The organism is Treponema sp. OMZ 838 (genome assembly GCF_000775995.1).
In the GTDB taxonomy this organism is placed as follows: Bacteria; Spirochaetota; Spirochaetia; order Treponematales; family Treponemataceae; genus Treponema.
The window spans coordinates 1,835,915-1,860,127 of record NZ_CP009227.1; the positions used below are offsets into that span (position 1 = coordinate 1,835,915).

Genomic DNA, 24,213 nt, shown 5'->3' on the forward strand with positions numbered 1-24,213 from the left:
AAATATGTGAAACCTCTAAAAATCTAGCCGACTTTTTAGAGATGCCTATGATCTGGTTTCTATCAACGATGAAAGCTCGATAATGTATTATACACAAAAAAATCGGATTGAGCATCTCTTAAACTATACTAAATGCAGGTTTCTTGTTCGTATGCGCTTCTGATGATATACTGACACGGTATAAGGAACGGTTCATTTTCCGCGACTATCGGGAAATATCAAGAAATGGAGGTTTGAGATATGAAATACTTGCGATATTATGTATATTTTTGCATATTGTGTATCAGTGTGATGTCATGCGCAAGTACCCCGACTACCGGAGCGCTTTACTTTCCTATTACCGTATTGGCAGGTGTTGCCGATTTAACCGTTGCAACGGATGGAGAAATACAAGCAGATGCTAGTGATAAAACCGAAGCCTTTGCAAGAAATGCAAGAATGCTGAATAAGGATTTGACTTTTGATGAAACAGAGAAGCATACTCAAAGAGAATCTCCGTCCGAATACGATTATCTTTCAAATATTCAGTTACAACCGCGGAGGGACAGTGCGGAAACGGCGAATCAGCAAAAAAATGATATGGAGCCTGTTTCTTCGATTAGATTGCAAAAAGGTGAATCATTTTCTACGCCGATACCGGTGCATAAGAAACTAACGGTCGTTGTTGAAAATAAGGATAGTAATGAACTAAGGTTTATGTGTACCGGCAAACAGTTCGTCTTGCAGCAGGGAGAAATGGTGATGCTGCATTTTCGGTAAACAACAGCCGCTGGTCATCACAGTAGCCTATGAGCGGATACGCTTGGCTTAACCTCTCTACATGAATACTAAAAAAGCCTGTTCTTCCACAAAGGAAAAACAGGCTTTTTGCATCACAGCTTAAAAATTACAGGCTGCCTTTTGCCGCTTTAACCGCTTCGGTCAGCATCGGAAGTACCTTGAACAGGTCTCCTGCAATACCGTAGTCGGCTACACCGAAGATCGGTGCATCAGCGTTCTTGTTGACTGCGATGATGTACTCGGAATCCTGCATACCGGCAAGGTGCTGAATTGCTCCGGAAATACCGACTGCCACATAGATGTGCGGATGTACGGTTTTACCGGTCTGTCCAACCTGATGGTTTGCATCCATCCAGCCGGAGTCAACAACGGCACGGGAAGCCCCGACAACGCCGCCGAGCGCCTGAGCCAAATCCTCAGCAAGTTTGATACCCGCTTTGGGATCTTTACCGATACCGCGGCCGACGGAAACAACCACATTTGCTCCGATCAAGTCTACAATGTTTTTTGCGGTTTTCTTAATTTCAAGGATATCAACGCTGATATCGGCTTTGGAAAGCTCAACTTTCGGTTTTTCAACTATGGTCTTTGCTGCTTTTGCCGAATCAAAGTCCTGCTTCTTCATAACGCCGGGACGCACGGTTGCAATCTGCGGGCGGAAGCGGGGGCATACAATCGTTGCCATCAAGTGACCGCCGAACGCCGGACGGGTCATCTTCAAGTTTGTGTTTACCTTAAAGGGTGTCTTTTCGACATCCATCGTCGAGCTGGTGCGGAGGAATTCCTTGTATTTTTCAGTATCGACATCGAGGTGCGTGGTGTCGGCGGTCAATCCGGTATGGAGCCGTGCGGCACAGCGGGGACCTAAGTCGCGTCCGATGGTTGTTGCACCGATTAAGAAAACTTCCGGTTTTTTATCCCGTACCAATGCGGTAATCACTTTTGTATACGCATCGGTTGTATAATCGGCAAGAAGATCGTGCTCGCAGTAGTACACCTTGTCGGCGCCGTAACCGCCGAGATTCTTTAACGCATCTTCTTTAATACCTTTTCCAAGTACAACGCCGCAGAGTTCGCCCTTTAATTCATCGGCGAGCTTCCGGCCTTCGCTCAATAATTCAAACGAGGTGTTGAGGATTTCTCCGTTGCGCTGTTCACAAAATACCCACACGCCTTTGAAGGCTTCAGTGTCTTTGCTATCGTAAGCCATTTGTACATTCTCCTCCTTCATTAAATGATATGTTTTTCTGCCAGCATACCGACGAGCTTTTCACAAGCGGCTTTGTCGGCGCCTTCCATCATCGTACCGGCGCCTTTTTGCGGCGGGGTAAAGGACTTGTATACGTTTGTCGGAGAACCTTCCAAACCGATCGTATCTTTATCGATGAGCGGGTCGTCCTTTAAGGTTTCATAATTGTATACCTCATACGGCTTTGAGTAGCATTCCATAATACCGCTGACGCTCATATAGCGCGGTTCGTTCAGCTCTTTGATACAGGTGATAAGACAGGGTGTCTTTACCTTGAGCATCATGTAGCCGTCTTCGAGCATACGCTTTACTATCAGCGCGTTGCCTTCTTTTTTAATATCAGCTGCGTAGGTGATCTGCGGCAGCTCGAGTTTTTCAGCGATCTGCGGGCCTACCTGTGCGGTGTCCCCATCGATTGCCTGCCGTCCGCAGAATACAACATCTTCCGGCCCGACACCGACGCGGCGTACAGCTGCTGCCAAGATCTGACTGGTAGCATACGTGTCACTTCCGCCGAACTCACGGCTGGAAACCAGTACCGCCTTGTCAACGCCACGCGCCAACAGCTCACGGAGCATGCTCTCTGCAGGGGGCGGCCCCATCGAAATAGCGACAACTTCACAGCCGGTTTGATCTTTCAGCTGCAGCGCCGCTTCGATTGCATTTAAGTCATCGGGGTTGGTGATGGTCATCATCGAAGCGCGGTCAAGCTGCCCGTTTTCTTTGACGGCAACTTTTCCGGATGTATCGGGAACTTGTTTTACACAAACAATAGCTTTCATCTGTTCTTGTCCTCCTTAATTGACGCCGAGGTTTGCGGCAATAACCATGCGCTGAACTTCGCTCGTGCCTTCGTAAATTTCCGTAATCTTTGCGTCGCGCATCATCCGCTCGATCGGGTAGTCGCGGGTATAGCCGTATCCGCCGAAGAGCTGTAAACAGCGGCGGGTTACATCGCTTGCAACTTCCGCAGCGACGAGCTTTGCCATTGCCGCTTCTACAGAATAACGGATATTGGGATTCTCATTGGCCGCTTGTTTTTTGCAAGCTGCTGCATAGACAAGATACTGTGCACCCTGCGTACGGGCAGCCATATCGGCAATCTGGAACTGGGTGTTCTGCTGCTGGCTGATGCGCTTTCCGAACTGGACACGCTCTTTTGTATATTTGATGGTTTCTTCGATAGCACCTTCCGCAATACCGAGCGCCTGTGCTGCAATACCGATACGTCCGCCGTCAAGGGTTGTCATCGCGATAATGAAGCCGCGCCCCTGTACGCCGAGGAGGTTTTCTTTCGGTACGATGCAGTCTTCAAAGACCAATTCGCAGGTTGAAGAACCGCGGATACCCATTTTCTTTTCATGCTTACCGATGGAGAATCCGGGGAAACCGCGCTCTACGATAAATGCGCTGATTTCTTTTACGGAGCGGCCTTTTTTATCTTTTACCGTGCCGGTTACCGCGATAACGATAAAGACGTCGGCATAGCCCGCGTTGGTGATAAAGATTTTACTGCCGTTGAGTACCCAGTGGTCACCGTCGAGTACTGCAGTGGTCTGCTGTCCTTGAGCATCGGTACCGGCTCCCGGCTCCGTTAAACCGAATGCACCGATCTTTTTACCGGAGGCAAGATCCGGAACATACTTCATCTTCTGTGCTTCCGTTCCGAAGTGTAAAATCGGATCGATACAAAGTGACGTATGTGCGGAAATGATAACACCGGTCGTTCCGCATACCTTGCTCATTTCTTCTACACACATGGCATAGGTTAAAACGTCAGCTCCTTGTCCGCCGTACTGTTTCGGAACGGGAATACCGAAGAATCCCAGCTTTGCCATCTTTTTGACATTCTCTTCAGGAAATTTTTCCTCTTCGTCGACTTCGGCAGCGATCGGTTTTACTTCGTTTTGCGCAAAGTCACGAAACAATTGCTGCGCCATGAGCTGTTCTCTGCTCAACGTAAAATCCATGTTGAATCTCCTTCGTTTATTGAATTTTATTAAAAATCTCTACTTTATATAGAGGCTTTTCTATAGTATAATAATCTTCGTTGTTGTATCCAAGCACATAATAGTAGTATTTTTATAGATAGATTATATCAGCAAACCGGCAAAATGGATAGAGGAAGAATCGTGTTTTATCATACTTTTTTTCTCTTGAGCCTTTGCGTCGGGGGAGAATGATTATATGACAAGAATAGCCATAGCCGCGCTGGTGCGGAATACTTCGGCCTTTTTTGCATCAAATGCGACAAAATCATACCAATTCCGTGCCGAACAGCTTCGTAAGCTGGGAGCCGCTGTTCGCGCGTATGAGCAGCGGATAAGCGATGCACTCTATAAGGATTTACACAAGGCGCCGATGGAAACTTACCTTACGGAAATCGGTATGGTGCAGGAAGAAGTCCGCTTTCTATCGAAACACTTGAAAAAATTGATGAAGCCGAAACGGGTACGCACGCCGCTCAGTCATTTTTTAGCATCGAGTACGATTTATTACGAACCGTACGGTACTGTATTGATTATGTCGCCGTGGAATTATCCGGTCAATTTAACGCTGACGCCGCTTGCCGGTGCGATTGCCGCAGGAAACTGCGCGGTGATAAAGCCGTCGAATTACACTCCCGAAACCTCAAAAGTAATCGCCGATTTGATTGCGGAAACCTTTGATCCGGGCTTTGTTACGGTTGTAACCGGCGGACGAGAAGAGAACGCCGGGCTTTTGGATCAAAAGTTCGATTACATTTTCTTTACCGGCGGTACGGTAGTCGGTAAGCTTGTTATGGAGGCCGCCGCACGGAACCTGACGCCGGTAACGCTCGAACTCGGCGGCAAGTCTCCCTGTATCATCGATAAAACCGCCGATATAAAAGCAGCGGCGCGGCGTATCCTTTTCGGTAAGATACTGAACGGCGGACAAACCTGCGTCGCTCCCGACTATGTGCTGATTGACGCAGCGGTAAAAGAAGCGTTTATCGAACAGTGCAAGGCTGTCCTTCATGAATTTTTACCGACGGATGCGTATGCCTCATGCAATATGACGAGGATTGTCAACGACAAACATTTTGAGCGCCTTTCCCATTTAATGGAAGGAGAAACGGCTGTTATCGGCGGGGAAAAGGATGTGCACGGGCGTTTTATACCGCTGACGGTATTGGATAATATCAGTTTTGAATCGCCGGTTATGCAGGAAGAAATTTTCGGCCCCATCTTGCCGCTCATCCCGTTTACCGATTTGCAGTGGGCTGTCGATCAAATCCGTGCCCGCCCGAAGCCGCTTGCCCTCTATCTCTTTACTAAAGATGCCGCCGTAGAGCGGAAGATTTTGTCGGAAGTATCGTTCGGCGGCGGGTGCATCAACGACACAATCGTGCATCTTGCAACGCCGTACATGCCCTTCGGCGGGGTCGGGACAAGCGGTATGGGAAATTACCACGGAAAACAAAGCTTTTACACATTCAGCCACGAAAAGAGCGTAATGAAAAAATCCTTGCTGGTAGACTTACCGATGCGCTATCATCCCTACAGCGAGAAAAATTTCAACCTCGTTAAAAAGTTTATGTAGGTGCATACCGGACAGTGTATCCGGCTGTGCCCCGCAAGCTGTCTTGCGTGATTTTGCCTAAACCGGTATATTTCCAGATATTCCGGTTACTGATATTTTACGAGGTTTATTTATGGATGCACTCTTACATGATTTCTTAATGAATTCATCGGTTGTGATATCGTTGATTGTGCTTGTCGCAAGTTTGTCTACGCTGAGTAAGGGTGCGGATTGGCTGGTAGACAGTGCAGTTGCCCTTTCGCTTAAATGGGGAATGCCCAAAATGGTGATCGGCGCAACGATTGTCAGTCTCGGCACGACCCTGCCCGAAGCGTCGGTGTCTACATTGGCGGCAATTAAAGGCAATGCGGAGCTTGCGCTTGGAAATGCTATCGGCTCGATTATTGCGGATACTGCCCTCATTATCGGACTTGCCGCCATGCTTGGTACGGTGCCGGTAGATAAACGGCTCATTCATCGGCAGGGTACCGTGCAGTTTTCGGCAGCGCTGCTGTTGACGCTTGTTTCGCTCCCCTTCTTTTCTCCAGGCAGGGAGGGGAAAATCTATCAGTGGATGGGTTGGATATTTGTCGTGCTGCTCGCGTGTTATATGTACATATCGTTCCGCTGGGCAAAAGAATCTATGGAAGAGAGCGAACAGGATACGGCGGAAGAAAATCAAAAGCCGTTGTGGCTGCTGCTTGTGTGGCTGGCTGTCGGAATCGCGGTGGTTGTGCTCTCGTCTAAAATACTGATTCCTGCGGTAGAAGTTTCCGCCATAAAAATCGGTATTCCGCAGAGTATTATCGCGGCGACCTTGGTTGCGTTCGGTACGAGTGTGCCCGAATTGGTAACTGCAATTACCGCCGTTCGGAAAGGACACGGGGAACTCGCGGCGGGCAACATCATCGGAGCGGATATCTTGAACGTTCTCTTTGTATTGGGTGTAGCGGCTGCGGTAACCCCCGCCGGTATCCGTGTGCCGGTAGATTTTTACTATCTGCAATTCCCGACCATGCTGCTGGTGCTCGGCATTTTCCGCTTTTGTTCAACGCGCCAGCGCAGCGTCATAACTCGAATGCAAGGTGCGTTTTTATTTATTTTTTATGCCGCATACATTGTTCTCAATTTTACATTAAGACATATCACGGGTTAAGGGCGGCAAGGCTGCCATGAATATCATTTTATTACGACAGGAAGAACTTTCAGACAGGAATTTTTCTTTTGCCAAAACTGATGACCGCTTTTTACATATCAAAAAAGTGCTGAAGCTGGGTGTGGGTTCAGTATTCAAGGCGGGGATCATCGACGGCAAAAAAGGAACGGCGGAAATTACTTCCTTTTCCGATGAGTTGTTGACTGCACGGTTTACCGTATCGGAGCAGGCGGATGGAGGAGACGATGTTTCCGCGTTGCCGCCCATCAGACTAATACTCGGGTTTCCGCGTCCCATTCAGCTGCGCCGTATTTTGCGTGATGTTGCAGGGCTTGGGATTGAGGCTCTGTATCTGACCGGTACCGAGCTGGGGGAAAAATCCTATCTAAAGGCGGATATCGCTGCGGAAACGGAGATAGAGCGGCTGCTGATTGACGGATGCAGTCAGGCCGGAGATACTCATATTCCGAAAGTGTATCGAGCTTATAGTGTACGGCATTTTTTCGACCGGTATGAGGATGATATCCGTCCGGATCATCTGCGGGCAGTGCTCGATGTTCCTTTTCAAATTGACCAATATTCTATTGAACAAAATCGCATTAACCAAGGTCATATTGGGCAAGACCGTATTGAACAAGCCCATAGTGAACAAGGCGACACACTCTGCGTCCCTACGATGTATCCGCTGCCTCAGCTGCAGTGGGACGGAAAACAAACGCTTTGGCTTGCCGTCGGGAATGAGCGGGGCTGGAGTCTGAACGAACGGCTGCTGTTTGCAAAAAAGCAGTTCACTGCCTATACTATGGGACGGAGAATTTTGCGCACGGAAACCGCCGTTACTTCCGCTGTTTCAGTGTGTCTTGCAAACTCGGGCGCATGGGATACGAGAGGAGTGCAATGAATCAGGATCAGGTAAAAGAGATATTATTGCAGATTGAAGAGTCGGGGCTTGAATTTTCGGTAACATTTACCGGCAAGGCGAGCAAGAAAGTCAACGGGCTGTATAAAAGCGATACACATGAGATTCTGCTGCACAATAAAAACTTTTCCGTCGATAACGAACTGCTGTACACCGCTATTCACGAATATACGCATCATCGGCTCTGCGAGCTGGACGGTACCCGTTCCGGCCGTGTACATACGCAGCGGTTTTGGAGCTATTTTCACCGGCTGCTGCAAAAGGCGGAGGAAAAGGGGCTATATAAAATCGCTATGGAAGAATCGCCTGAACTGCTTGAACTGACGGATACAATCAGGACGACCATCATGGCGGAGGACGGCAAGCTGATGAAGGAACTCGGCAGGCTTTTGAGCAAGGCGCGGGCACTCTGTAAGCAAGCCGGTGTCCGCTACGAAGATTATATCGACCGTGTGCTGTGCCTGCCGCGCGCTTCCGCTGCGACGATTGAGAAAATACATGCGTTCGATGTAAAGCCGGAACTCGGCTATGAAGCGATGAAGGTGGTTGCGAATATTGCAAACCCCGATAAACGCGCCGCAGCAGAGGACCTTTTTTTACAAAAGCACAGTCCTGCGTTTGTGCGCGACAGTGTAAAAAATAAACCGCAGGATGAAGACCCGCGGCGTAAGTTGGAAAATGAAAAGCGCCGAATTGAGCGCACGATTGTCAGCTTGCAAGCGCGGCTCAGCGAGTTGGAAGACACGCTTGCAAAGATGCCCGTAACGCCGTTTATCTTTTGTTTTTTCTTTTTGCTGCGGCTGCTTTCTCCCCTCGCTGCGGATAATACCGGAGCCGGGCAAATGCAAATACCTGCGATACCGGATATTCCTGAAGTTACTATCGGCGGAGGTATTACTCGGCCGCCTGCACCTCCCGTTATTCAGCCTCCGGCGTTTTTGCAACAAAAACGCACCCCATCGTCCGCAGCAGGGGCGAAAGGCAAACAGACAGGTAACGCCGCTGCCGCTTCCGGTAATTCCGGTAAAAGCGATATAAAAAAATCAACGGCGCTAAACGGACTCAACGCTAAAACGCTGGCGGCATTAAGCCAGAACAGCGGCAACCTGACGCTGCTCAATAATTTGCTCGGCACTGATGCGGGATTAGGCGGCAATACAGGTTTGGGCAATGTAAGCGGTTTGCAAACCGATACGGGCGGCGCCGTTTTAACAAAGATTTTAAGCGAACTGGAAAAACTGCAAGCGCAAACCGCTCAAAAAGAGAATACACAAACCGGTCAGGCTGTACAGAAAGCAACTGCATCAACCGGAAATACCGGTGCGGAAACCAATGGAAACAATGCTGCCGGTACTGCTGGAAATACCGGCGCAGACAATACGGCAAATACTCCCACTGCACTTGCACAAGGGGCTGCGGCGGAGCTTATTCGGTTGCGGATAAACGGTAAGGAAATTAAAGACGATTTGGTTTATACATTTTGTTCCGCTCCCGCCGCAAACGGTTCGTTCTTGTATGGAGCAGACCGCCGCTTTACGGCTAACGGCGCCGAGCTGAATGAGACGGCTTATTTTCTGTGCCGGAAGACGGAAGCTCAGCAGTACGAGATTACGATGGATTTACGCCAAGAACCGCTGAATGCAAATTCTTTTCTGTATAAACTCTATCAACTCAGCCCCGTATCGGTAGAGCAAACTTCGGATATCATCTTTTGGCATTATAAGGCTTCCGATCTTGAAGTGGAGTTGATATTCAGGATTGCGAAAACCTAAAAAATCTTCCCGCAGATAAACAGGTGATTCCAAGCACTGCTGCGGCAGGAATTATAAAGCCGCCGCCCAGCGAAATAAAAAAGTTATAAAGCCCGTGAAGAACAACCGCTGCGAGAAAGACGAAGGCAGCTTTCCGCTTTGTTTCGGTAGATATCATCGATGCATAAAAACAGCCGAGCGTCCCGTGTAATAGGGCGGCGGTAACAAGCCGGAAAAACTGCACGTTGGAATACCGCAAACTATACGAGATATTTTCAAAACCGCTAAAGACAAAGCCGAAGAATACGCCAAGCAGCATACTCTGCGTAATCCCGAATCTTTTTTTTAAAACCATAGCGGCCGTTAAACCGAATACCGCTGCTTTAACGGTTTCTTCTATCAAGGCTGCCGTAATAAAGCTGTTAAACAGGAGCCGCACCGCTTCCGATTGTTTTGCAATACCGGCATCTAAAAAAGTATGCACACTATGCTGGAGCGCAAGTACCGGAAGCAGTGACGCTGCCGCTGCAAAGAATACGGCGGCAAGCGCATAAACGGGAATGTGTTTTTTTATTGCAATACAGACCGCTGCCGATGCCGGTAAAAATGCGGTTATCAGCAGCCCGATAATACTCATGCCGTACGAACCGCTAGCATATCTTTCCGCCCGAGACCTTTATGTCGGAACCGTGTTCGACGATGGCTTCAAGCGCGTGGGTAATGCCACTGACAATTGTTTCCAAGCTCATCGAGGGGGTAAGCGCCGGTTTCCCGATTACCTGTTCGGGCAGGAACGGAATATGGATAAAGCCGCTTTTCATCGGTTTCCCCGCCGCCGTCCTTTGCGCCGCAAGGTGCGCGACACCGTAACAGACATGGTTGCAGATAAAAGTACCTGCCGTGTTGGAAATTGAAGCGGGAATCTTATGCGCTTTTATGTTTTCAACGATAGCCTTTATCGGAACGGTAACAAAATATGCAGCGGGGCCGCCGTTTACCACCGGTTCATCGATCGGCTGATTCCCTTCGTTATCGGGGATGCGGCAATCGTCGATGTTGATACCGATTCTTTCTACGGTAATTTCGGATCTGCCGCCTGCCTGCCCGATGCTTAACACCACATCGGGATTTTCTTTCTCGACCGCTTCTTTTATCTTTGCTAAAGATTTTCCTACAACAGTCGGAATTTCAAGTTTGATAATCTGCGCGCCTAAAATGGTATCAGGCAATCGCTTAATTGTTTCCAGGGCGGGGTTGATTTTTTCTCCGCCGAAGGGATCAAATCCGGTAACTAAAATTTTCATCATGGCTCCTAAAAGGCGAAGATTGACATCAAGATGATGTGCACGATGATCAAGGCAATCGACATAAAAGCTTGCGTTTTAATAAGCGTGTATTTATTTTCGGTTTCCAAAATTGCTGCGGGAACGATGTTGAAGTTCGCCGCCATTGGCGTTAAAAGTGTGCCGCAGTATCCGCAGGTCATACCGAGTGCACCGACAACTGCCGGATTTCCGCCTTGCATAATAACAAAGGGAACGCCGACGCCGATGGTAATGACGGTGAAGGCGGCAAATGCGTTACCCATAATCATCGTAAAGATTACCATACCGAGGCAGTATGCGATAACACCGAGAATGGGTACTCCTTGCGGTACAATACCGCTTGCAAATTGACCGATGATTTTACCGATACCGGCAGTTGCGAATATCGCTCCTAAAACGCCGAGTAATTGTGGGAGTAAGCTGGAGGAGCCGACTTGCATCAGCATCTTTGAAGTATCGTTGACGGTATTTTTCAATGTCGGTTTTGCCAACAACACCGCGAAAATCAAGGCGATAATCGATGCAGCGCCGACGACCTGAGCGGTTGAAAAACCGAAGATGATTGCCTTACCGGCAGCATTGGTTCCAAGCGAAATGTTAAAGCTTTTGACCTGCGCCAATAGCATTGCTACAACGCCGATTAAAACCGCCGGAATAAAAATCTTATTGCCGACCTTTTGCGAATTTTTTTCTACTTCTTCTTTTTCGGCAGTCGGGATGTCTGCAATCTTTACTTGTTTTGTTAAAGTGAGGATGCCCAGCAGAATTAATAATCCGCCGATAATGGCTCCGCCGTTCGGAATGTTCAGTACAATGACTTTGCCGAACATGAACAATAAACCTAAGATACTCCAGAACAAGAATGTCCCGATCGGATTCTTTTTATCTTTTAATGAGATGAATGCGGTGATAATGGAAACAAGACCGCAGAGACCGTATATGATTTCGTCGATAATCATGCTGTGAGAATGGATAAAACTAAACATCGCATTTCTCCCCTTTTCTTAAGTGCTTTTCGAACAGCCAACACTGGACAAGCGAGATGAGCACCATCGCAACACCCGCTAAAATGGAATACTTTGCGACATCGATATTGCTGATATCAAGCCCCTGTTCCTTCAAGGTGCCGGTAATCAACAGAACACCGGATGCAACGGGAAATATGTTTTGCCCGAAGAAGTTTCCATAATTTTCGGAAGCGCCGGCAAGCCCTTTGATTTTTTCAATATCTTCGTCAGTCAGTTTGATACTCTTCCGTGCGGCTCCCTCAGCCATCGGCAAAATAAGCGGACGGATAAACTGAACATGACCGCCCAATCGAATCGAAAAAGCGGAGGCGATCGTTCTGATTACAATGTAGAGCCAAATAACCATACCGGCGCTTGCACCCTTAATCTTTTTGATACATTCCGCCGCACGCAATTTTAAACCGTAGCGTTCCATAATGGCGATAACAGGGAACGAAATAAAAAATAAGCTCATATAACGGTTATTGACAAATCCCGTTCCAATTGCATTGAGCACTTCAACCAGTCCCATTTTTGCAATTAATCCGGTAACGAGACCGGAAATTAATACGACTGCGACAACGTCAAGTTTTAAAATAAAACCGACGATGATAATCGCAATGCCGATGAGAACAAAATAGTTCATATCATCTCCTATAAAAACTTTTGTAGAACACATTTTATCAGACTTACAGCCTGCTGTCTATTTAAAATTTTTTACATCGCAAATTAAATCTAAGGAAAATCTCTAAAAAATATACACTTGACAAATGACTAAAATGTATATACCATTAAGTATGGATGATGGGTTGTTTGAATGGGATAATGAAAAAAATACCATCAATAGGCAAAAACATGGAATAGGTTTTGAAGAGGCTCTTTTGGTTTTTGATGATCCTTTTCATATAGAGTTATATGATGCCGCTCATTCCGATAAAGAGGATAGATTTTTAGCTATCGGCACGGTTTTAAATGTTCTTGTTGTGTTGGTTGTTTATACGGAAAGAAATCAAAGGATAAGAATTATATCGGCACGTCCTGCAACAAAAAAAGAAAAGGGGTTATATTATGATGCAGTCAATGACACTTTCGGAAGCTAAAAGTATGCTTACACAACAGCGGATAGAACAGTTAAAAACACTTGCTGAACAACCGATTGATACATCTGATATTCCGGAGCTAACACAAGAAGAGTTTTTTAAAATGTATCGTCCAATAAAAAAACCGCTTTCAATCCGTCTTGATTCGGACATTATTGTATGGCTTAAATCATACGGTAAGGGGTATCAAAGCCGAATAAATACCATTTTACGCAATGCAATGGCAGCGGAAAAACAAGCAGCACAGCGAAGATAATCCATTTGACACCGGTCAAACTTATGGGTACCTCTAAAAACTCGGTTAGATTTTTAGAGGTACCCGTCGAGTTTTTAATAAGTCTATAAATATAAATGACTTATTAAAAACATCGCAAATTAAAATCAAGGAAAACCTCTAAAAAACTGAAGTTTTTAGAGGTTCCCTTATGTTCAGCGAAGTACACGGACGTACTTCACTGAACGAGCGATGCAGTAGAAACCCTTTCCGTAAGCCTTTTGAAAATAGACGGCGCAGATGCTAGGAGCCTAGCCGAAATAAAGCGGATGCGTATCTTTGATACGTTGAGCATTTATTTCGGTGTAGCGACAACGCAGATGTGCTATATCCAACGCTTTTGAAAATAGACGGCGTAGATACGAGGCGCGAGCACAAATTAACCGCAGGCGTATCTTTGATACGTTGAGGATTAATTTGTGCGCAGCAACGAAGTAGATACGCCGTATATTTTCAAAAGACCGATTTGACTAAACACCAAGGATAGCGTAAAATTATCCGTTATGTCCGCTTCATTAAAACCGCTTATCATTCAAGGCGACCGCTCTATATTGCTCGACGTTCATGCGCCGGAAGCAACGGATGCGCGCTTTGCACTTATCCCCTTTGCAGAACTTGAAAAATCTCCCGAACATTTGCATACCTACCGCTTGACCGGCTTGTCGTTATGGAACGCCGCAAGCGCAGGCTTTACCACTGAAAAAATTATGGAAACGCTCCGGCGGTTTTCTCGTTTTGATATTCCCCCTGCCGTACTCGGTTGGGTGGAAGAAACATTCAGCAGGTATGGCAAGATCAAACTGACCGAGTGTGAAGATGATTCGTTTTTGTATTTAACGGCCGAAAGCGATCGGATATATCAAGAATTAAAAGCTTCGCCGAAGCTTGCAAAGTATCTGGTTGCGGCGGAAAAACCGCGTTCGTTTTTAATTGCGCTTTTGAACCGCGGTACGGTAAAACAGGCGCTGCTGAAAATGGGCTGGCCGGTGCGCGATGAGGTACCGTTGAAAGACGGTGCGCCGCTTGCGGTTGATTTACGTACGCAGACAAAAAAAGAAAAGGATTTTATCATCCGCGACTATCAGCGGGAAGCGGCGGAAGCATTTACCGGCGATAAGGGGCCGGGAACAGGCTTCGGTACGATTGTGCTGCCGTGCGGTGCAGGTAAGACGATTGTCGGTATGCTGGTTATGTCGATGCTGAACACTGATACGCTGATTCTAACTACCAACACCGCCGCGGTGCATCAGTGGAAGCGCGAGTTAATCGATAAAACCGGACTGGAACCCGACAGCATCGGTATTTATTCAAGTGACACCAAAGAGATTAAGCCGGTTACCGTAGCAACCTATCAAATTTTAACATGGCGGCCGGACACCGAATCGGAGTTTCCGCATTTTAAACTATTTCGCGAACGGAACTGGGGCTTGATTATCTATGACGAGGTGCATCTGCTTCCGGCTCCGGTGTTCCGCATTACCGCGGAGCTGCAAGTAATCAGACGGCTCGGCTTAACGGCAACGCTGATCAGGGAGGACGGCTGCGAAGGGGATGTATTCAGTCTTGTCGGTCCGAAGCGCTATGATGTGCCGTGGAAGGAGCTTGAAGAAAAGGGCTGGATTGCCCATGCCTATTGTACGGAAATACGCATCCCCTTGCCGGTCTCTAAAGAGATTGAGTATGCCGCCGCCCCCTTGCGCGAAAAGCACCGAATTGCGAGCGAGAACGAAGCAAAAAACGAAATTGTCCGGCAGCTGCTTGCACGGCACACGGATGATCAGATTTTGATTATCGGGCAATACATTACACAGCTGAAAAAAATAGCCGAAGCGGTGCATGCGCCGCTCATTACCGGAAAAACGCCGAATACCGAACGGGAAGTGTTGTACGACTCATTCAGAGCGGGCGATATTTCCGTACTGGTGGTTTCCAAAGTAGCGAATTTCGCAATCGATTTGCCGGACGCTTCCGTGGCAATCCAAATTTCCGGCACCTTCGGCAGCCGGCAGGAGGAAGCCCAGCGTCTCGGGCGTATTCTCCGTCCTAAAGAGCGGGATTCATTTTTTTACACGCTGGTAACCCGCCATTCCGTCGAAGAAGAATGCGCCGATCATCGCCAAAAGTTCCTTGCGGAACAGGGCTATGCCTACTCGCTCATCACCGATGCGGATTTCGCCTCCGGTGCATGCATACGATAGTACAATGGAATCACTAAACTTCCAATTATAATTGCTTCAATAAAAACCTCTTCATATTTTTTCCCTTGTGCCGATATTGAGTAGAGAGGTTCTTATGATTAGAGGTTGGTACACTGCGGCAAGCGGTATGAACGCTCAGCAAAAACAGTTGGACGTTATCGCTCAGAATTTAGCAAATGCCGATACGACAAGCTATAAACGGGACGTTGCGACCCATAAAAATTTTCCCGAATTACTGATACGGCGCTTAAATGATGACGGCGTTGTTAAAAATCCTTTCGGTTCCTCAGACATTGCGCCCATTATCGGAAAGCTCGGCCTTGGGGTGGAGCTGAATGAAATCTTTACCGAGTTTGAGCAGGGTTCCTTAAAGCAGACTAATGCCGCCTCCGATCTCGCGCTTGAAGGCAAAGGCTTTTTCTGCGTGGAAACCCCGTATGGCGAACGGTATACCCGCAACGGGAACTTTACTGTCGGCGTTGAAGGCTATTTGATGACCAAAGAAGGCTATCCCGTCCTTGGGGAAAACGGCCGCATCTTTTTACAGGATAAAGAATACAAAGTGAATCAAAATGGGGAGGTTCATGCGCGGCCGATGACCGAACCTGATTCGGATGCGACGCTTACCGACCGGCTTAAAATCGTTACCTTTGAAAATGATCGGTATCTGAAAAAGCACGGTTCCAGTTTTTATCTTGACACACCCGTGTCGGGGCCTGCTATTGCTGCGGAGGGCGGCGACCGTCCCGTTGTGGTGCAGGGCTTTGTCGAAGCTTCAAATATTAAGGTAGTCAACGAGATGGTACGCATGATCGAAGTTAACCGTGCGTATGAAGCAAATCAAAAGACAATTCAATCCGAAGATACGATGATGAGTAAACTTTGGAACGAGGTTGCGAAAGTAAAATAGCGTAGGAGAAGTAGGAGAATAAGATGGTAAGAAGTTTATGGACAGCCGCAACCGGCATGAATAGTCAGCAAGCAAATATCGATACCGTTGCAAACAACCTTGCAAACGTGAATACCAGCGGTTTTAAAAAGCAGCGGGCGGAGTTTGAAGATCTGCTGTATCAGACCATTCGGGCAGCGGGAACGCCTGCAACCGAAGATACGATTACACCCGTCGGCGTTGAGATGGGGCACGGTGCAAAGCTCGCCGCAACGCAGCGGAATTTTGAACAAGGGTCGCTGCAGAACACAGGTGTTTCTACCGATGTGGCTATCGCAGGAGAGGGCTTTTTCCGTGTGCTGCAATATGACGGCACCTATGCATATACACGGGACGGTTCCTTTAAAATCGATGCCGACCGGCAGTTGGTAACCTCAAACGGACTCCGCTGTTTGCCGGAAATTATTTTCCCGGAAAACTATCTTCCGCACACAATCGCAATCAGCCAAGACGGCCGGGTATCGGTGCGGGTAGGGGAGCAGGATGATCCGGTAGAAGTAGGTCAGATTGAGCTGTACCGCTTCCAGAATCCGGTCGGGCTTTCCGCTCAAGGAAGCAATCTGTTCCGGCAAACTCCGGCATCGGGTCAGGCCATCGCAGGGCGACCCGGCTTTAATGGCTTCGGCAAAACCGAGCATAAATTTTTGGAAATGTCGAACGTCTCTACCGTCAGCGAAATGGTCAACATGATTGTCGCACAGCGTGCTTATGAATTTAACTCAAAAGCCATCCAAACCAGCGATAATATGCTCGGCACCGCAGTCGGCTTAAAGCGGTAGTATTCCTTTTGTGCGAAATTTTTCTGAAATTTTGCATATTTTTTTATTGTAGAAAACGGGCAACCGCATCAGACCGAGTAAATAAAAATCGCAGAATAATAGAGGTTGGGCAAGCATTTGAACCGCGAGGTTCAACTCTGGTTGAACAGCCTCTATTATTCTGCGGGCTGTTAAAAAAAACAGTCTGGTACGGTTGCCCTGATTGAAAGGAGCACAACTATGATCAGCGCAGTGCAGCACAATAACCATATCTCATCACAGCATCCAGCAAACAAACATGCTGCAAAAAACACGCAGAGCTTTTCTCAGTTGCTTGATTCCTTAAAGACCGAATCCGCACGCTTTTCTACAGCGAAGGAATCCGCTCATTCAAACCTCTCGACGCGGCTGCCGGGTGAGTATCTAAGCTCATTTGAAATCGTCAATCCTACCGATGCAGACCGCGCGGCACAACCTAAAGGTATGGGCGCCGTTTCTGCGGCACAGCACTCCGGTACAAAGGCCACTATCGATAAAACCTCCGAACTGTATCAGCAAGCCCTTGAGCTTGAATCGTACTTTGTCAAAATCATGCTCGATTCCATGCGGAGTACCTTAGGCAAAAATACTCTTGCCGGAAAAGAAAGCTTTGCCGGCCAAATGTACGACGACATGATGTACGAAGAGCTGTCCCGCACGATGACCAAAAACGCAGGGCTCGGTCTTGCCGATCAAATATACTTACAGCTGAACGGGCAAGCGTAAGGAATCTCTGTCCCAGCAATTCTTGTTAAAGCCTTGAAACGCCGGTTAATTCAGAAACGAATTAATCGGCATTTTTTTATTCTTGACATTGATAAAAAGTTAGCGTAGGATAACTGTTATTTTTAGATACACGAATGCCTATCTATAGGACATCTCTCAAAACTATAAAAGGATATGATGATGAATGAACAAAACCATACTCCGCCTCTGCAATTAGGTGCTATACAAGAGACGATGCTGATACCGGTTATACGATAAAAGCAACTGAGACTCAGCGGAAAAATGCGAGGATTAAAGATTATACCGCTGTAAAAATTCTTGAGACCTTGCAGTGCGATACTTCAAAATACGACAAATTTATGAGCCATGAGGGAGTTATTGCGCGCACGATTATGTTTGACCGGGAAGCAGCCTCTTTTATTGCAGCGCATCCTGATTGTACTGTACTGAATCTTGCATGCGGACTTGATGACCGATTCTCCCGTGTCGATAACGGAACTATCCGCTGGTTCGATCTTGACCTTGCCGACAGCATGGCGGTACGGCGGCAGTTTTTCTCCGATACCGACCGGAGAAAAATGCTCACCGGATCCATACTTGATACTGCATGGGTTACCGCAGTAAAGAGTTCCGGTAACTACAAGGACTCTTCTTGTGTATTGATCATAATAGAAGGGCTCCTCATGTATCTGACGGAAGCCGAGGTTAAACAGACCTTTGCCATTATTGCAGACTCTTTTCCCGGTGCACGGATTATCACTGAATTGATGTGTAGAGCCGCAACAGGATTTTCGAAACACCATGATACCGTTAAACATACCGGTGCGGTATTCCGATGGGGAATCGATAACGGTACCGAAGTTGAAGAGCTGTGTCCAAAGCTGCGGCTGCTTAAAGAAGAAAGTTTTAATCTGGAAATGAGCAAATACACGTTCCGCGGCTGGCTATTCGGTAATCTGCCTAAGTTCAAGCAGCTGAATAATAGACTTGCGGTGTTTGAAGTAAAGGTTTATTCCCCTGCGCTCACCGTTTCGGTGTAGACCTCAATATCCCCCGACACGGAATGCAGGGGGATTAAACGATCCGTACTACTGAATTAAAAATACTGCCGTTTTGCCTCTGCACGGGGATGCAAAATCCATTCTACATCGGCATCGGTAAGCGTCATATTATAGAATTGTTTATAATATTCTTTTATTTTTTGATTCATATCGATATCGCCGAAAAGGTCGGGACGGGCTGTTTTTGCAAACCACCACATAGCAAGCGGAGTATCGGTTGTGGGCGGCCACCAACGGTGCATTCCAAACGGAAACTTAAAGACTTGCCGGTTTTTAACGGCATTTATACCGCTCCAATCATGACCGGGAGCCGCCGTGTTGTTGTATAAATTATCCGGTGTCTTATCGGAAAAGGTTAAGATAAATATCTGATCAGGCTGCCATTCATATATTTGTTCCATATTGATAGCCCCCTGAGTTGCCTTCCCTCCAAGGTTTATTCCGCCCAGCAAGTTTGCCCAGTATTGACCGAACGATTTCTTTCCGGCAGAGGCGATGGTTGTGTCCGAATACTTACTGATAAACAGAATCTTATTCGGAGAGGGAAGCGGATGCTTTTCAATTCGAGCTTTAATTTCCTTTTCAACTTGTTCGCCGTAGGCAATAATCTGTTGAGCAGGGCTTTCCATTTGCAGCGTTTGAGCCATCGTATCCATCCACGACTTGAGGGTTACAAGCGGGCTTGCATCCCATCCGGTACTCGGATGTGCTAAGGCTACAGCAGCAATCCCGGCTTGCCGGAGAGGAGCCGCAACCGATGCATCCATATAAAAGACAACATCCGGCTTGAGCTTTATCAATTCTTCCAAGTTGAGCTTTCCGCCGGTATAAAACGCAGAGGAAATATTTTGGAAGTCCGGGGCATATTTTGAAAATATGCTGTACTTTGCTCCGTTGACGGAATCGGGAGAGACTCCGACAATATTGTCGGTCTTACCCTGTTGAAATACGGTTAGAACGGTCGGTGCAGGCAGCGGACCTAATACCACGATCCGTTCGATCTTATTGGGAACCTCTACCGAATTTCCCTTAAAGTCCACAACCGTATGAGTTCCTTCTGCAGCACTTACCGCCGCGGTTCCGGCTGTCTTTGCCGGTTCATCTTTTTTACCGGCGCCGTAGACGCCGCCCAACACAATAGAAAAAAACAATACCGTTATTAGTAGTTTTTTCATACCTTACACTCCTTCTGGTAAGTAATTGTTTTATTTCGCTAAAGATACCGCCGTTACAGCGCTGTACGGTATCCCTTTATGCGAAGCCTGAAGAATATCAACGTGCACCTGAAAAACATCTTCCATTATCTCCGCGTTAATAACCGCCTCCGATTGCCCGAATATACTTTCTCCGTTGCGGGAGAGAATGAGCGACTTGTCGGAAATACGCAGGGCATGGGCGGGGTAATGGGTGTTGAATACGCAGCATAAGCCGTCAACTTTTGCAAGCCGGTGAACCGTTTCCAAAATGATAAGCTGGTTGCGGAAATCCAAGTTTGATTCAGGCTCATCCAGTACCAGCATTTCCGGCTTGCTGCACAGCGCCCGGGCGATCAATACCATTTGCAGCTCCCCGCCGCTTAAACGGTTGCAATACTTGCCGCGTAAATGGGAAATGCCTACTGCTTCCATCGCTTCTTCACAGTATTGTCTATCCTTTTCGCCCGGCACGCCGAACAATCCGATGTGTACACTGCGTCCCAATAGAATCATCTCCTCTACGGTAAAAGCAAAGGGGAGATATTTTGCCTGCGGAACATAGGCAATACGCCTCCACAGCTGTTGTGTAGGAATTTCTACAATATTCTGTCCGTCAACCGTACTGGTACCGGAATTCCATTGCAGCATCCCCATCATGCAGCGGAGCAACGTTGTTTTTCCGATACCGTTGGGGCCAAGGATGGATAATATCTGCCCGCTCTCTATCGAAAAAGAAACATCCCGTAAAACCGGTGCGCCGCCTTTAAATGCAAATGTCCCATTATGAACCGCGAATATCACTTCCAGCCGCCTCCCGTCCGTTTTAGCAGTATGATAAAGAAAGGAGCTCCTACAAGGGCTGTCAGAATGGAAAGGGGAATTTCCGACTGCGTTGCACTGCGGGCGACTGTATCTAACAGCAGCATGAACACAGCACCGATGCTGGCACTTGCAGGAATAACCCGCCGGTTATCACTTCCGAAGAGCATCCGGCATACATGAGGCACCACGAGCCCTACCCAGCCGATTTGTCCGCACATAGAAACACTGGAAGCAATAACCGCCGCCGATGCGATAATGATCAGTAAGCGTATTTTCCGGAGATCGATCCCCATAGACTTTGCTTCATCATCAGATAAGGTGAGAATATTGCATTTCCACCGTGCAAGGATTAAGATTACCGTTCCTGTTACAATAATCGGCGCTCCTACGGCTAAACCTTTCCATGTGGCATTATTCAGACTTCCAAGCAGCCAATAGGTAATTGTCGGGAGTTTTTCTTCAGAATCTGCCGTGTATTTAATGAGCGATACCATTGCCTGGAATAGCGCAGATACCACAACGCCTGCTAACACCAGCATAACAATGGTGTTCTGCTGCTTTATTTTTCCTGCTTGGTAGGTGAGGTATAGGGCAAGGATACCGAAAACAAGGGCACTGAGCTGTACAATCAGCAGGCGTTGATCTGCCAGCAGTGCCAGTGCGGCGCCGAAACTTGCACCTGAGGCAACTCCAAGCGTATCGGGGGACACAAGCGGGTTGGAAAGCAGCGCTTGTAACCCTGCTCCGGCACTTGCCAATGCACAGCCGCAGAGCAGCCCTAACAGGATGCGGGGCAGTCTGATGCCGATAATAATGTGGGCTTCAACATTATCTTTTGCCAATGCGATATTATTGTGTGTAATGAACTGTATAATTGCGCGAATAGTACTGCTTGCCGGCACCGAATACCGTCCGATAGAGAGGCTGATCATCATTGCAATAAGCGGTGCTAAAAATAAGAGACATCCAAATAAAACAGGATACTGCCGTCGGTTCTCTTTTTTGATCATTGTTGACATTGAAAAAAAGTTAGCATAAACTAACCATGTATTCTGTTGCCGTTGCAACAAAGAAGGAAAAAATGCTTAATTTTTGCACAGCTTTTTTAGCGCATTCTGCGGTATTTAAAGGTATCCCCGCTCAAGAAATTGATAAAGCTGTTTCCTGCCTTCACGGATTTTACCGGTTACTTGAAAGCGGACAGGAAGTACATCCGATAGCTGATACTATCCCTTACGCAGGCATTGTGATTACCGGCTGCATTCATGTAGAACAAATCGGTGTTGATGGGAAGATCATACTGCTTAAGCAAGTGCAAAGGGGAGACCTGTTCGGCGCAGAACTCAGTTGTTTAGGGTTGACAAATCCGTTTTTACGTATGGTAAGTGCTCAAAAATCAAAGGTGCTGTTTATCAAAGTGCCGTCTGCACAAAATAAGACGTGCCGAACCTGTCCGTATAAGATGACTGTTTTAGAGAATATCCTCAGGGAAGTTGCACGTGATGCAGTATATCTGAATCTGAAAATTCAGCTTCTTTCGCAGCCGACACTCCGTGATAAACTGCTGTTTTATCTGAATGTAATGCATGACTCGCAGCACTCTCATGTTTTTACAATCCCTTTTACGCGGGAAAAACTGGCGCAGTTTATTTGCGCTGATAGAAGTGCGGTATCGCGGGAGTTGAGCCGTATGCAGCGCGAAGGTATTATCACAATTGAGGGGAAACAGATCAAGTTTGTGTTGCACCGGCAACAGACGGTAAACGGATAAATCCGGTATAAGTAATGTATGGAAGATTTAAAGGCTATTTTGGATATAAACCGTGCGTTGTATAAAAGATTCGGCTTACCGCTGCCGATTTTTGATGAGCTTATTACAGGCTTCCGCTGGATTATGACGGCTGATACCGATTCACATATAAGCCTTGCACTGCGTGTTGAAGAAAATATAAGCCCTGAACAATATGCGAAAATTGCAGCGGAGCTTTACGGTAAACCGGTAGACGTATGTATCGAACTGCTGCTTAAACAGCATGATCCTCATCTACGGAATCTCATCGTAAGTTTAAGCAGTTTGATGAGTAAGCCGCTCAATACGGCGGAGCTTCTGGCTCAGCGCGGCATTGTGAGGACGGAAGGTCTGCAATTCCGGTATCAAACGGAAGGAAAAAAGATCGGGCTTATCGGGTTCGGTGTTTATATCAACCGTTTTTTGAACCGCTGTAAAGAATTTCATGTATTTGATTTACGAAAACCGGAAGCAATTCTGAGTTATCGTTATAAAAACGGGCTGCAGCGGTTTCCGGAAGGCATACAGTGGCACCTTGGACACAATGCCGCTGATTTTTGCGATATACTCAGTACGCTTGATATTATCATTATGTCAGGCAGCACTATTGTGAATAATTCATACATGGCATTGCGGCAAGCGGGATCCAATGCGGAAATTGTAGGCTTGTACGGACCGAGCTGTGAGCTCTGTCCCGACTACTTTTTTGAACAAGGGTATAACTATATGTTCAGTACCTCGGTTAGGGATAAGGAAACGTATTTGAAGACTGCCCTCGGCGCAGAGCAGACATACCGTGAATTTGACTACATGGATATTTATGAACTTGAACGGAGATAAGATGAAAGAAAAACGAATATTTTCCATTGCAGAAGAGCATAAACCGATAGTGGGGTGTACAACGTCAGAGGCATTATTGCAAGGCAGTATGTGCAGTATGTCGGTATTTTCTATTGCAGCGGAGACGAATATCAGCCCCGAAACTTATAACTATCCTAAGCTTTGGAAGATAGAGCAGGGGAGTGCAGATGTTATCTATCTTAGTGAGCATACTCAGCCGCTGCAGTACGGCGAGCTGTTTGTGGTGCCGGAAAATATTCCGGTCGGCATACAGAGCAGCGGCGGATGTATATATTCGGAAATCATATTCAATAAGGAGTGTTCTATGAACAAAATTTTGAAAGGCGGAGAGCTTTTTGTCTTAAAAGAATTGCTTCCATACAAGGAAGCAAATATCGTCAGCATGGATCTTGTTGATGACAAAAAAACAAAATTTGTGCTGATGTCGTTTGATGCGGGTACGGAGCTGCAGCCCCATGCAGCTCCCGGGGAAGCAATTGTATTCGGGCTTGACGGTGAAGCTATCATCGGTTATGAAGGCAAGGAATACCGCATACATGAAGGTGAAAACTTCAAGTTCGATAAAGACGGCAGACACTATGTAAAAGCAGTGGGTAAATTTAAAATGGCGTTGCTGCTGATTCGCGAATAGTAAGATCGTACAAAAGGAAAAGGGCATCTCTCAATTAACAATCGAGGTGTAGAGGTGTCCTTCTCTATAAAACTTTCTG

The 24,213-nt window shown here is 47.1% G+C and carries 25 protein-coding genes; 15 read left to right on the top strand and 10 right to left on the bottom strand.

Translation table 11 applies throughout. The features are described from left to right. The first annotated feature begins 240 nt into the window (after window positions 1–240). Window positions 241–759 carry a hypothetical protein gene (locus QI63_RS08375; protein ID WP_044015483.1) on the top strand — a complete coding sequence of 173 codons (519 nt, stop codon included), beginning with the start codon at window positions 241–243 and terminating at the stop codon, window positions 757–759. A 127-nt stretch (window positions 760–886) separates the two neighbouring features. Here the strand turns inward: QI63_RS08375 and acrA are convergent, their stop codons facing one another. From acrA to QI63_RS08390, 3 genes are read right to left on the bottom strand one after another with little or no spacing between them, the layout of a single operon-like run. Next, entirely contained in the window at window positions 887–1,990 is a 1,104-nt protein-coding gene (acrA, locus tag QI63_RS08380; RefSeq protein ID WP_044015485.1) for an acryloyl-CoA reductase electron transfer subunit beta, read from the bottom strand. Between the two features lie 20 nt (window positions 1,991–2,010). Further along, the gene (gene acrB / locus QI63_RS08385; RefSeq protein WP_044015488.1) at window positions 2,011–2,811 is read right to left on the bottom strand and encodes an acryloyl-CoA reductase electron transfer subunit gamma; all 801 of its coding nucleotides are present in this window, start codon (window positions 2,809–2,811) and stop codon (window positions 2,011–2,013) included. 15 nt (window positions 2,812–2,826) lie between these two features. After that, entirely contained in the window at window positions 2,827–3,999 is a 1,173-nt protein-coding gene (locus QI63_RS08390) for an acyl-CoA dehydrogenase (protein WP_044015490.1), read from the bottom strand. 217 nt (window positions 4,000–4,216) lie between these two features. Between QI63_RS08390 and QI63_RS08395 the strand changes: the two genes are divergently transcribed. The 4 genes from QI63_RS08395 to QI63_RS08410 all read left to right on the top strand — a co-directional run bounded on the left by QI63_RS08395 (window position 4,217) and on the right by QI63_RS08410 (window position 9,419). Further along, window positions 4,217–5,593, top strand: a complete 1,377-nt coding sequence (locus QI63_RS08395; RefSeq protein WP_044015492.1) for an aldehyde dehydrogenase — start codon at window positions 4,217–4,219, stop codon at window positions 5,591–5,593. A 112-nt stretch (window positions 5,594–5,705) separates the two neighbouring features. Further along, window positions 5,706–6,728: a calcium/sodium antiporter gene (locus tag QI63_RS08400; RefSeq protein WP_044015495.1), complete on the top strand. Its 1,023-nt coding sequence runs from the start codon at window positions 5,706–5,708 to the stop codon at window positions 6,726–6,728. 16 nt (window positions 6,729–6,744) lie between these two features. Next, on the top strand, window positions 6,745–7,629 hold the full coding sequence (locus tag QI63_RS08405) for an RsmE family RNA methyltransferase (RefSeq protein WP_052185529.1): 885 nt from the start codon (window positions 6,745–6,747) through the stop codon (window positions 7,627–7,629). Then, complete coding sequence (locus QI63_RS08410) at window positions 7,626–9,419, top strand: hypothetical protein (RefSeq protein WP_044015497.1); 1,794 nt, start codon at window positions 7,626–7,628, stop codon at window positions 9,417–9,419. The genes QI63_RS08405 and QI63_RS08410 overlap by 4 nt, the downstream gene beginning before the upstream one ends. Here QI63_RS08410 and QI63_RS08415 read toward each other — a convergent pair. The 4 genes from QI63_RS08415 to QI63_RS08430 are packed head-to-tail and all read right to left on the bottom strand — an operon-like array spanning window position 9,400 to window position 12,376. Continuing rightward, on the bottom strand, window positions 9,400–10,035 hold the full coding sequence (locus tag QI63_RS08415; RefSeq protein ID WP_044015498.1) for a PrsW family glutamic-type intramembrane protease: 636 nt from the start codon (window positions 10,033–10,035) through the stop codon (window positions 9,400–9,402). The two genes, QI63_RS08410 and QI63_RS08415, sit on opposite strands and share 20 nt — an antisense overlap. Window positions 10,036–10,048: 13 nt before the next feature. After that, window positions 10,049–10,702 (bottom strand): pyroglutamyl-peptidase I, encoded by a 654-nt coding sequence (gene pcp / locus QI63_RS08420; RefSeq protein ID WP_044015500.1) that lies wholly within the window; start codon window positions 10,700–10,702, stop codon window positions 10,049–10,051. 8 nt (window positions 10,703–10,710) lie between these two features. Then, on the bottom strand, window positions 10,711–11,709 hold the full coding sequence (locus QI63_RS08425) for a DUF979 domain-containing protein (RefSeq protein WP_044015502.1): 999 nt from the start codon (window positions 11,707–11,709) through the stop codon (window positions 10,711–10,713). Then, entirely contained in the window at window positions 11,702–12,376 is a 675-nt protein-coding gene (locus QI63_RS08430; protein ID WP_044015504.1) for a DUF969 domain-containing protein, read from the bottom strand. Before QI63_RS08430 ends, QI63_RS08425 begins: the two co-directional genes overlap by 8 nt. 124 nt (window positions 12,377–12,500) lie before the next feature. Between QI63_RS08430 and QI63_RS08435 the strand changes: the two genes are divergently transcribed. The 7 genes from QI63_RS08435 (at window position 12,501) to QI63_RS08465 (ending at window position 18,814) form a co-directional block, all read left to right on the top strand. Further along, the gene (locus QI63_RS08435) at window positions 12,501–12,830 is read left to right on the top strand and encodes a BrnT family toxin (RefSeq protein WP_235619667.1); all 330 of its coding nucleotides are present in this window, start codon (window positions 12,501–12,503) and stop codon (window positions 12,828–12,830) included. Then, window positions 12,811–13,086: a BrnA antitoxin family protein gene (locus QI63_RS08440; protein WP_044015505.1), complete on the top strand. Its 276-nt coding sequence runs from the start codon at window positions 12,811–12,813 to the stop codon at window positions 13,084–13,086. The genes QI63_RS08435 and QI63_RS08440 overlap by 20 nt, the downstream gene beginning before the upstream one ends. A gap of 521 nt (window positions 13,087–13,607) precedes the next feature. Next, on the top strand, window positions 13,608–15,302 hold the full coding sequence (locus QI63_RS08445) for a DNA repair helicase XPB (RefSeq protein WP_044015508.1): 1,695 nt from the start codon (window positions 13,608–13,610) through the stop codon (window positions 15,300–15,302). Between the two features lie 94 nt (window positions 15,303–15,396). Further along, window positions 15,397–16,212 carry a flagellar basal-body rod protein FlgF gene (gene flgF / locus QI63_RS08450; RefSeq protein ID WP_044015511.1) on the top strand — a complete coding sequence of 272 codons (816 nt, stop codon included), beginning with the start codon at window positions 15,397–15,399 and terminating at the stop codon, window positions 16,210–16,212. Window positions 16,213–16,235: 23 nt separating this feature from the next. After that, the gene (flgG, locus tag QI63_RS08455; RefSeq protein WP_016524140.1) at window positions 16,236–17,030 is read left to right on the top strand and encodes a flagellar basal-body rod protein FlgG; all 795 of its coding nucleotides are present in this window, start codon (window positions 16,236–16,238) and stop codon (window positions 17,028–17,030) included. Between the two features lie 219 nt (window positions 17,031–17,249). Continuing rightward, a complete protein-coding gene (locus tag QI63_RS08460) occupies window positions 17,250–17,774 on the top strand; it encodes a rod-binding protein (protein ID WP_044015513.1) in 525 nt (174 codons plus the stop codon). A gap of 359 nt (window positions 17,775–18,133) precedes the next feature. Then, window positions 18,134–18,814, top strand: a complete 681-nt coding sequence (locus tag QI63_RS08465) for a class I SAM-dependent methyltransferase (RefSeq protein WP_235619668.1) — start codon at window positions 18,134–18,136, stop codon at window positions 18,812–18,814. 56 nt (window positions 18,815–18,870) lie between these two features. Here QI63_RS08465 and QI63_RS08470 read toward each other — a convergent pair whose 3' ends face one another. The 3 genes from QI63_RS08470 to QI63_RS08480 are packed head-to-tail and all read right to left on the bottom strand — an operon-like array spanning window position 18,871 to window position 21,872. After that, complete coding sequence (locus tag QI63_RS08470) at window positions 18,871–20,010, bottom strand: ABC transporter substrate-binding protein (RefSeq protein WP_044015515.1); 1,140 nt, start codon at window positions 20,008–20,010, stop codon at window positions 18,871–18,873. 30 nt (window positions 20,011–20,040) lie between these two features. Continuing rightward, window positions 20,041–20,832, bottom strand: coding sequence for an ABC transporter ATP-binding protein (locus QI63_RS08475; RefSeq protein ID WP_044015517.1), 792 nt, complete (start codon window positions 20,830–20,832; stop codon window positions 20,041–20,043). After that, complete coding sequence (locus QI63_RS08480) at window positions 20,829–21,872, bottom strand: FecCD family ABC transporter permease (protein WP_235619669.1); 1,044 nt, start codon at window positions 21,870–21,872, stop codon at window positions 20,829–20,831. Before QI63_RS08480 ends, QI63_RS08475 begins: the two co-directional genes overlap by 4 nt. Before the next feature lie 62 nt (window positions 21,873–21,934). Between QI63_RS08480 and QI63_RS08485 the strand changes: the two genes are divergently transcribed. The 3 genes from QI63_RS08485 to QI63_RS08495 are packed head-to-tail and all read left to right on the top strand — an operon-like array spanning window position 21,935 to window position 24,134. After that, window positions 21,935–22,624, top strand: a complete 690-nt coding sequence (locus QI63_RS08485) for a Crp/Fnr family transcriptional regulator (protein WP_044017235.1) — start codon at window positions 21,935–21,937, stop codon at window positions 22,622–22,624. Window positions 22,625–22,642: 18 nt separating this feature from the next. Next, window positions 22,643–23,482 carry a Rossmann-like domain-containing protein gene (locus QI63_RS08490; protein WP_044015522.1) on the top strand — a complete coding sequence of 280 codons (840 nt, stop codon included), beginning with the start codon at window positions 22,643–22,645 and terminating at the stop codon, window positions 23,480–23,482. Window position 23,483: 1 nt separating this feature from the next. Next, window positions 23,484–24,134, top strand: a complete 651-nt coding sequence (locus QI63_RS08495) for a cupin domain-containing protein (RefSeq protein ID WP_044015524.1) — start codon at window positions 23,484–23,486, stop codon at window positions 24,132–24,134. The last annotated feature ends 79 nt before the right edge of the window (window positions 24,135–24,213 follow it).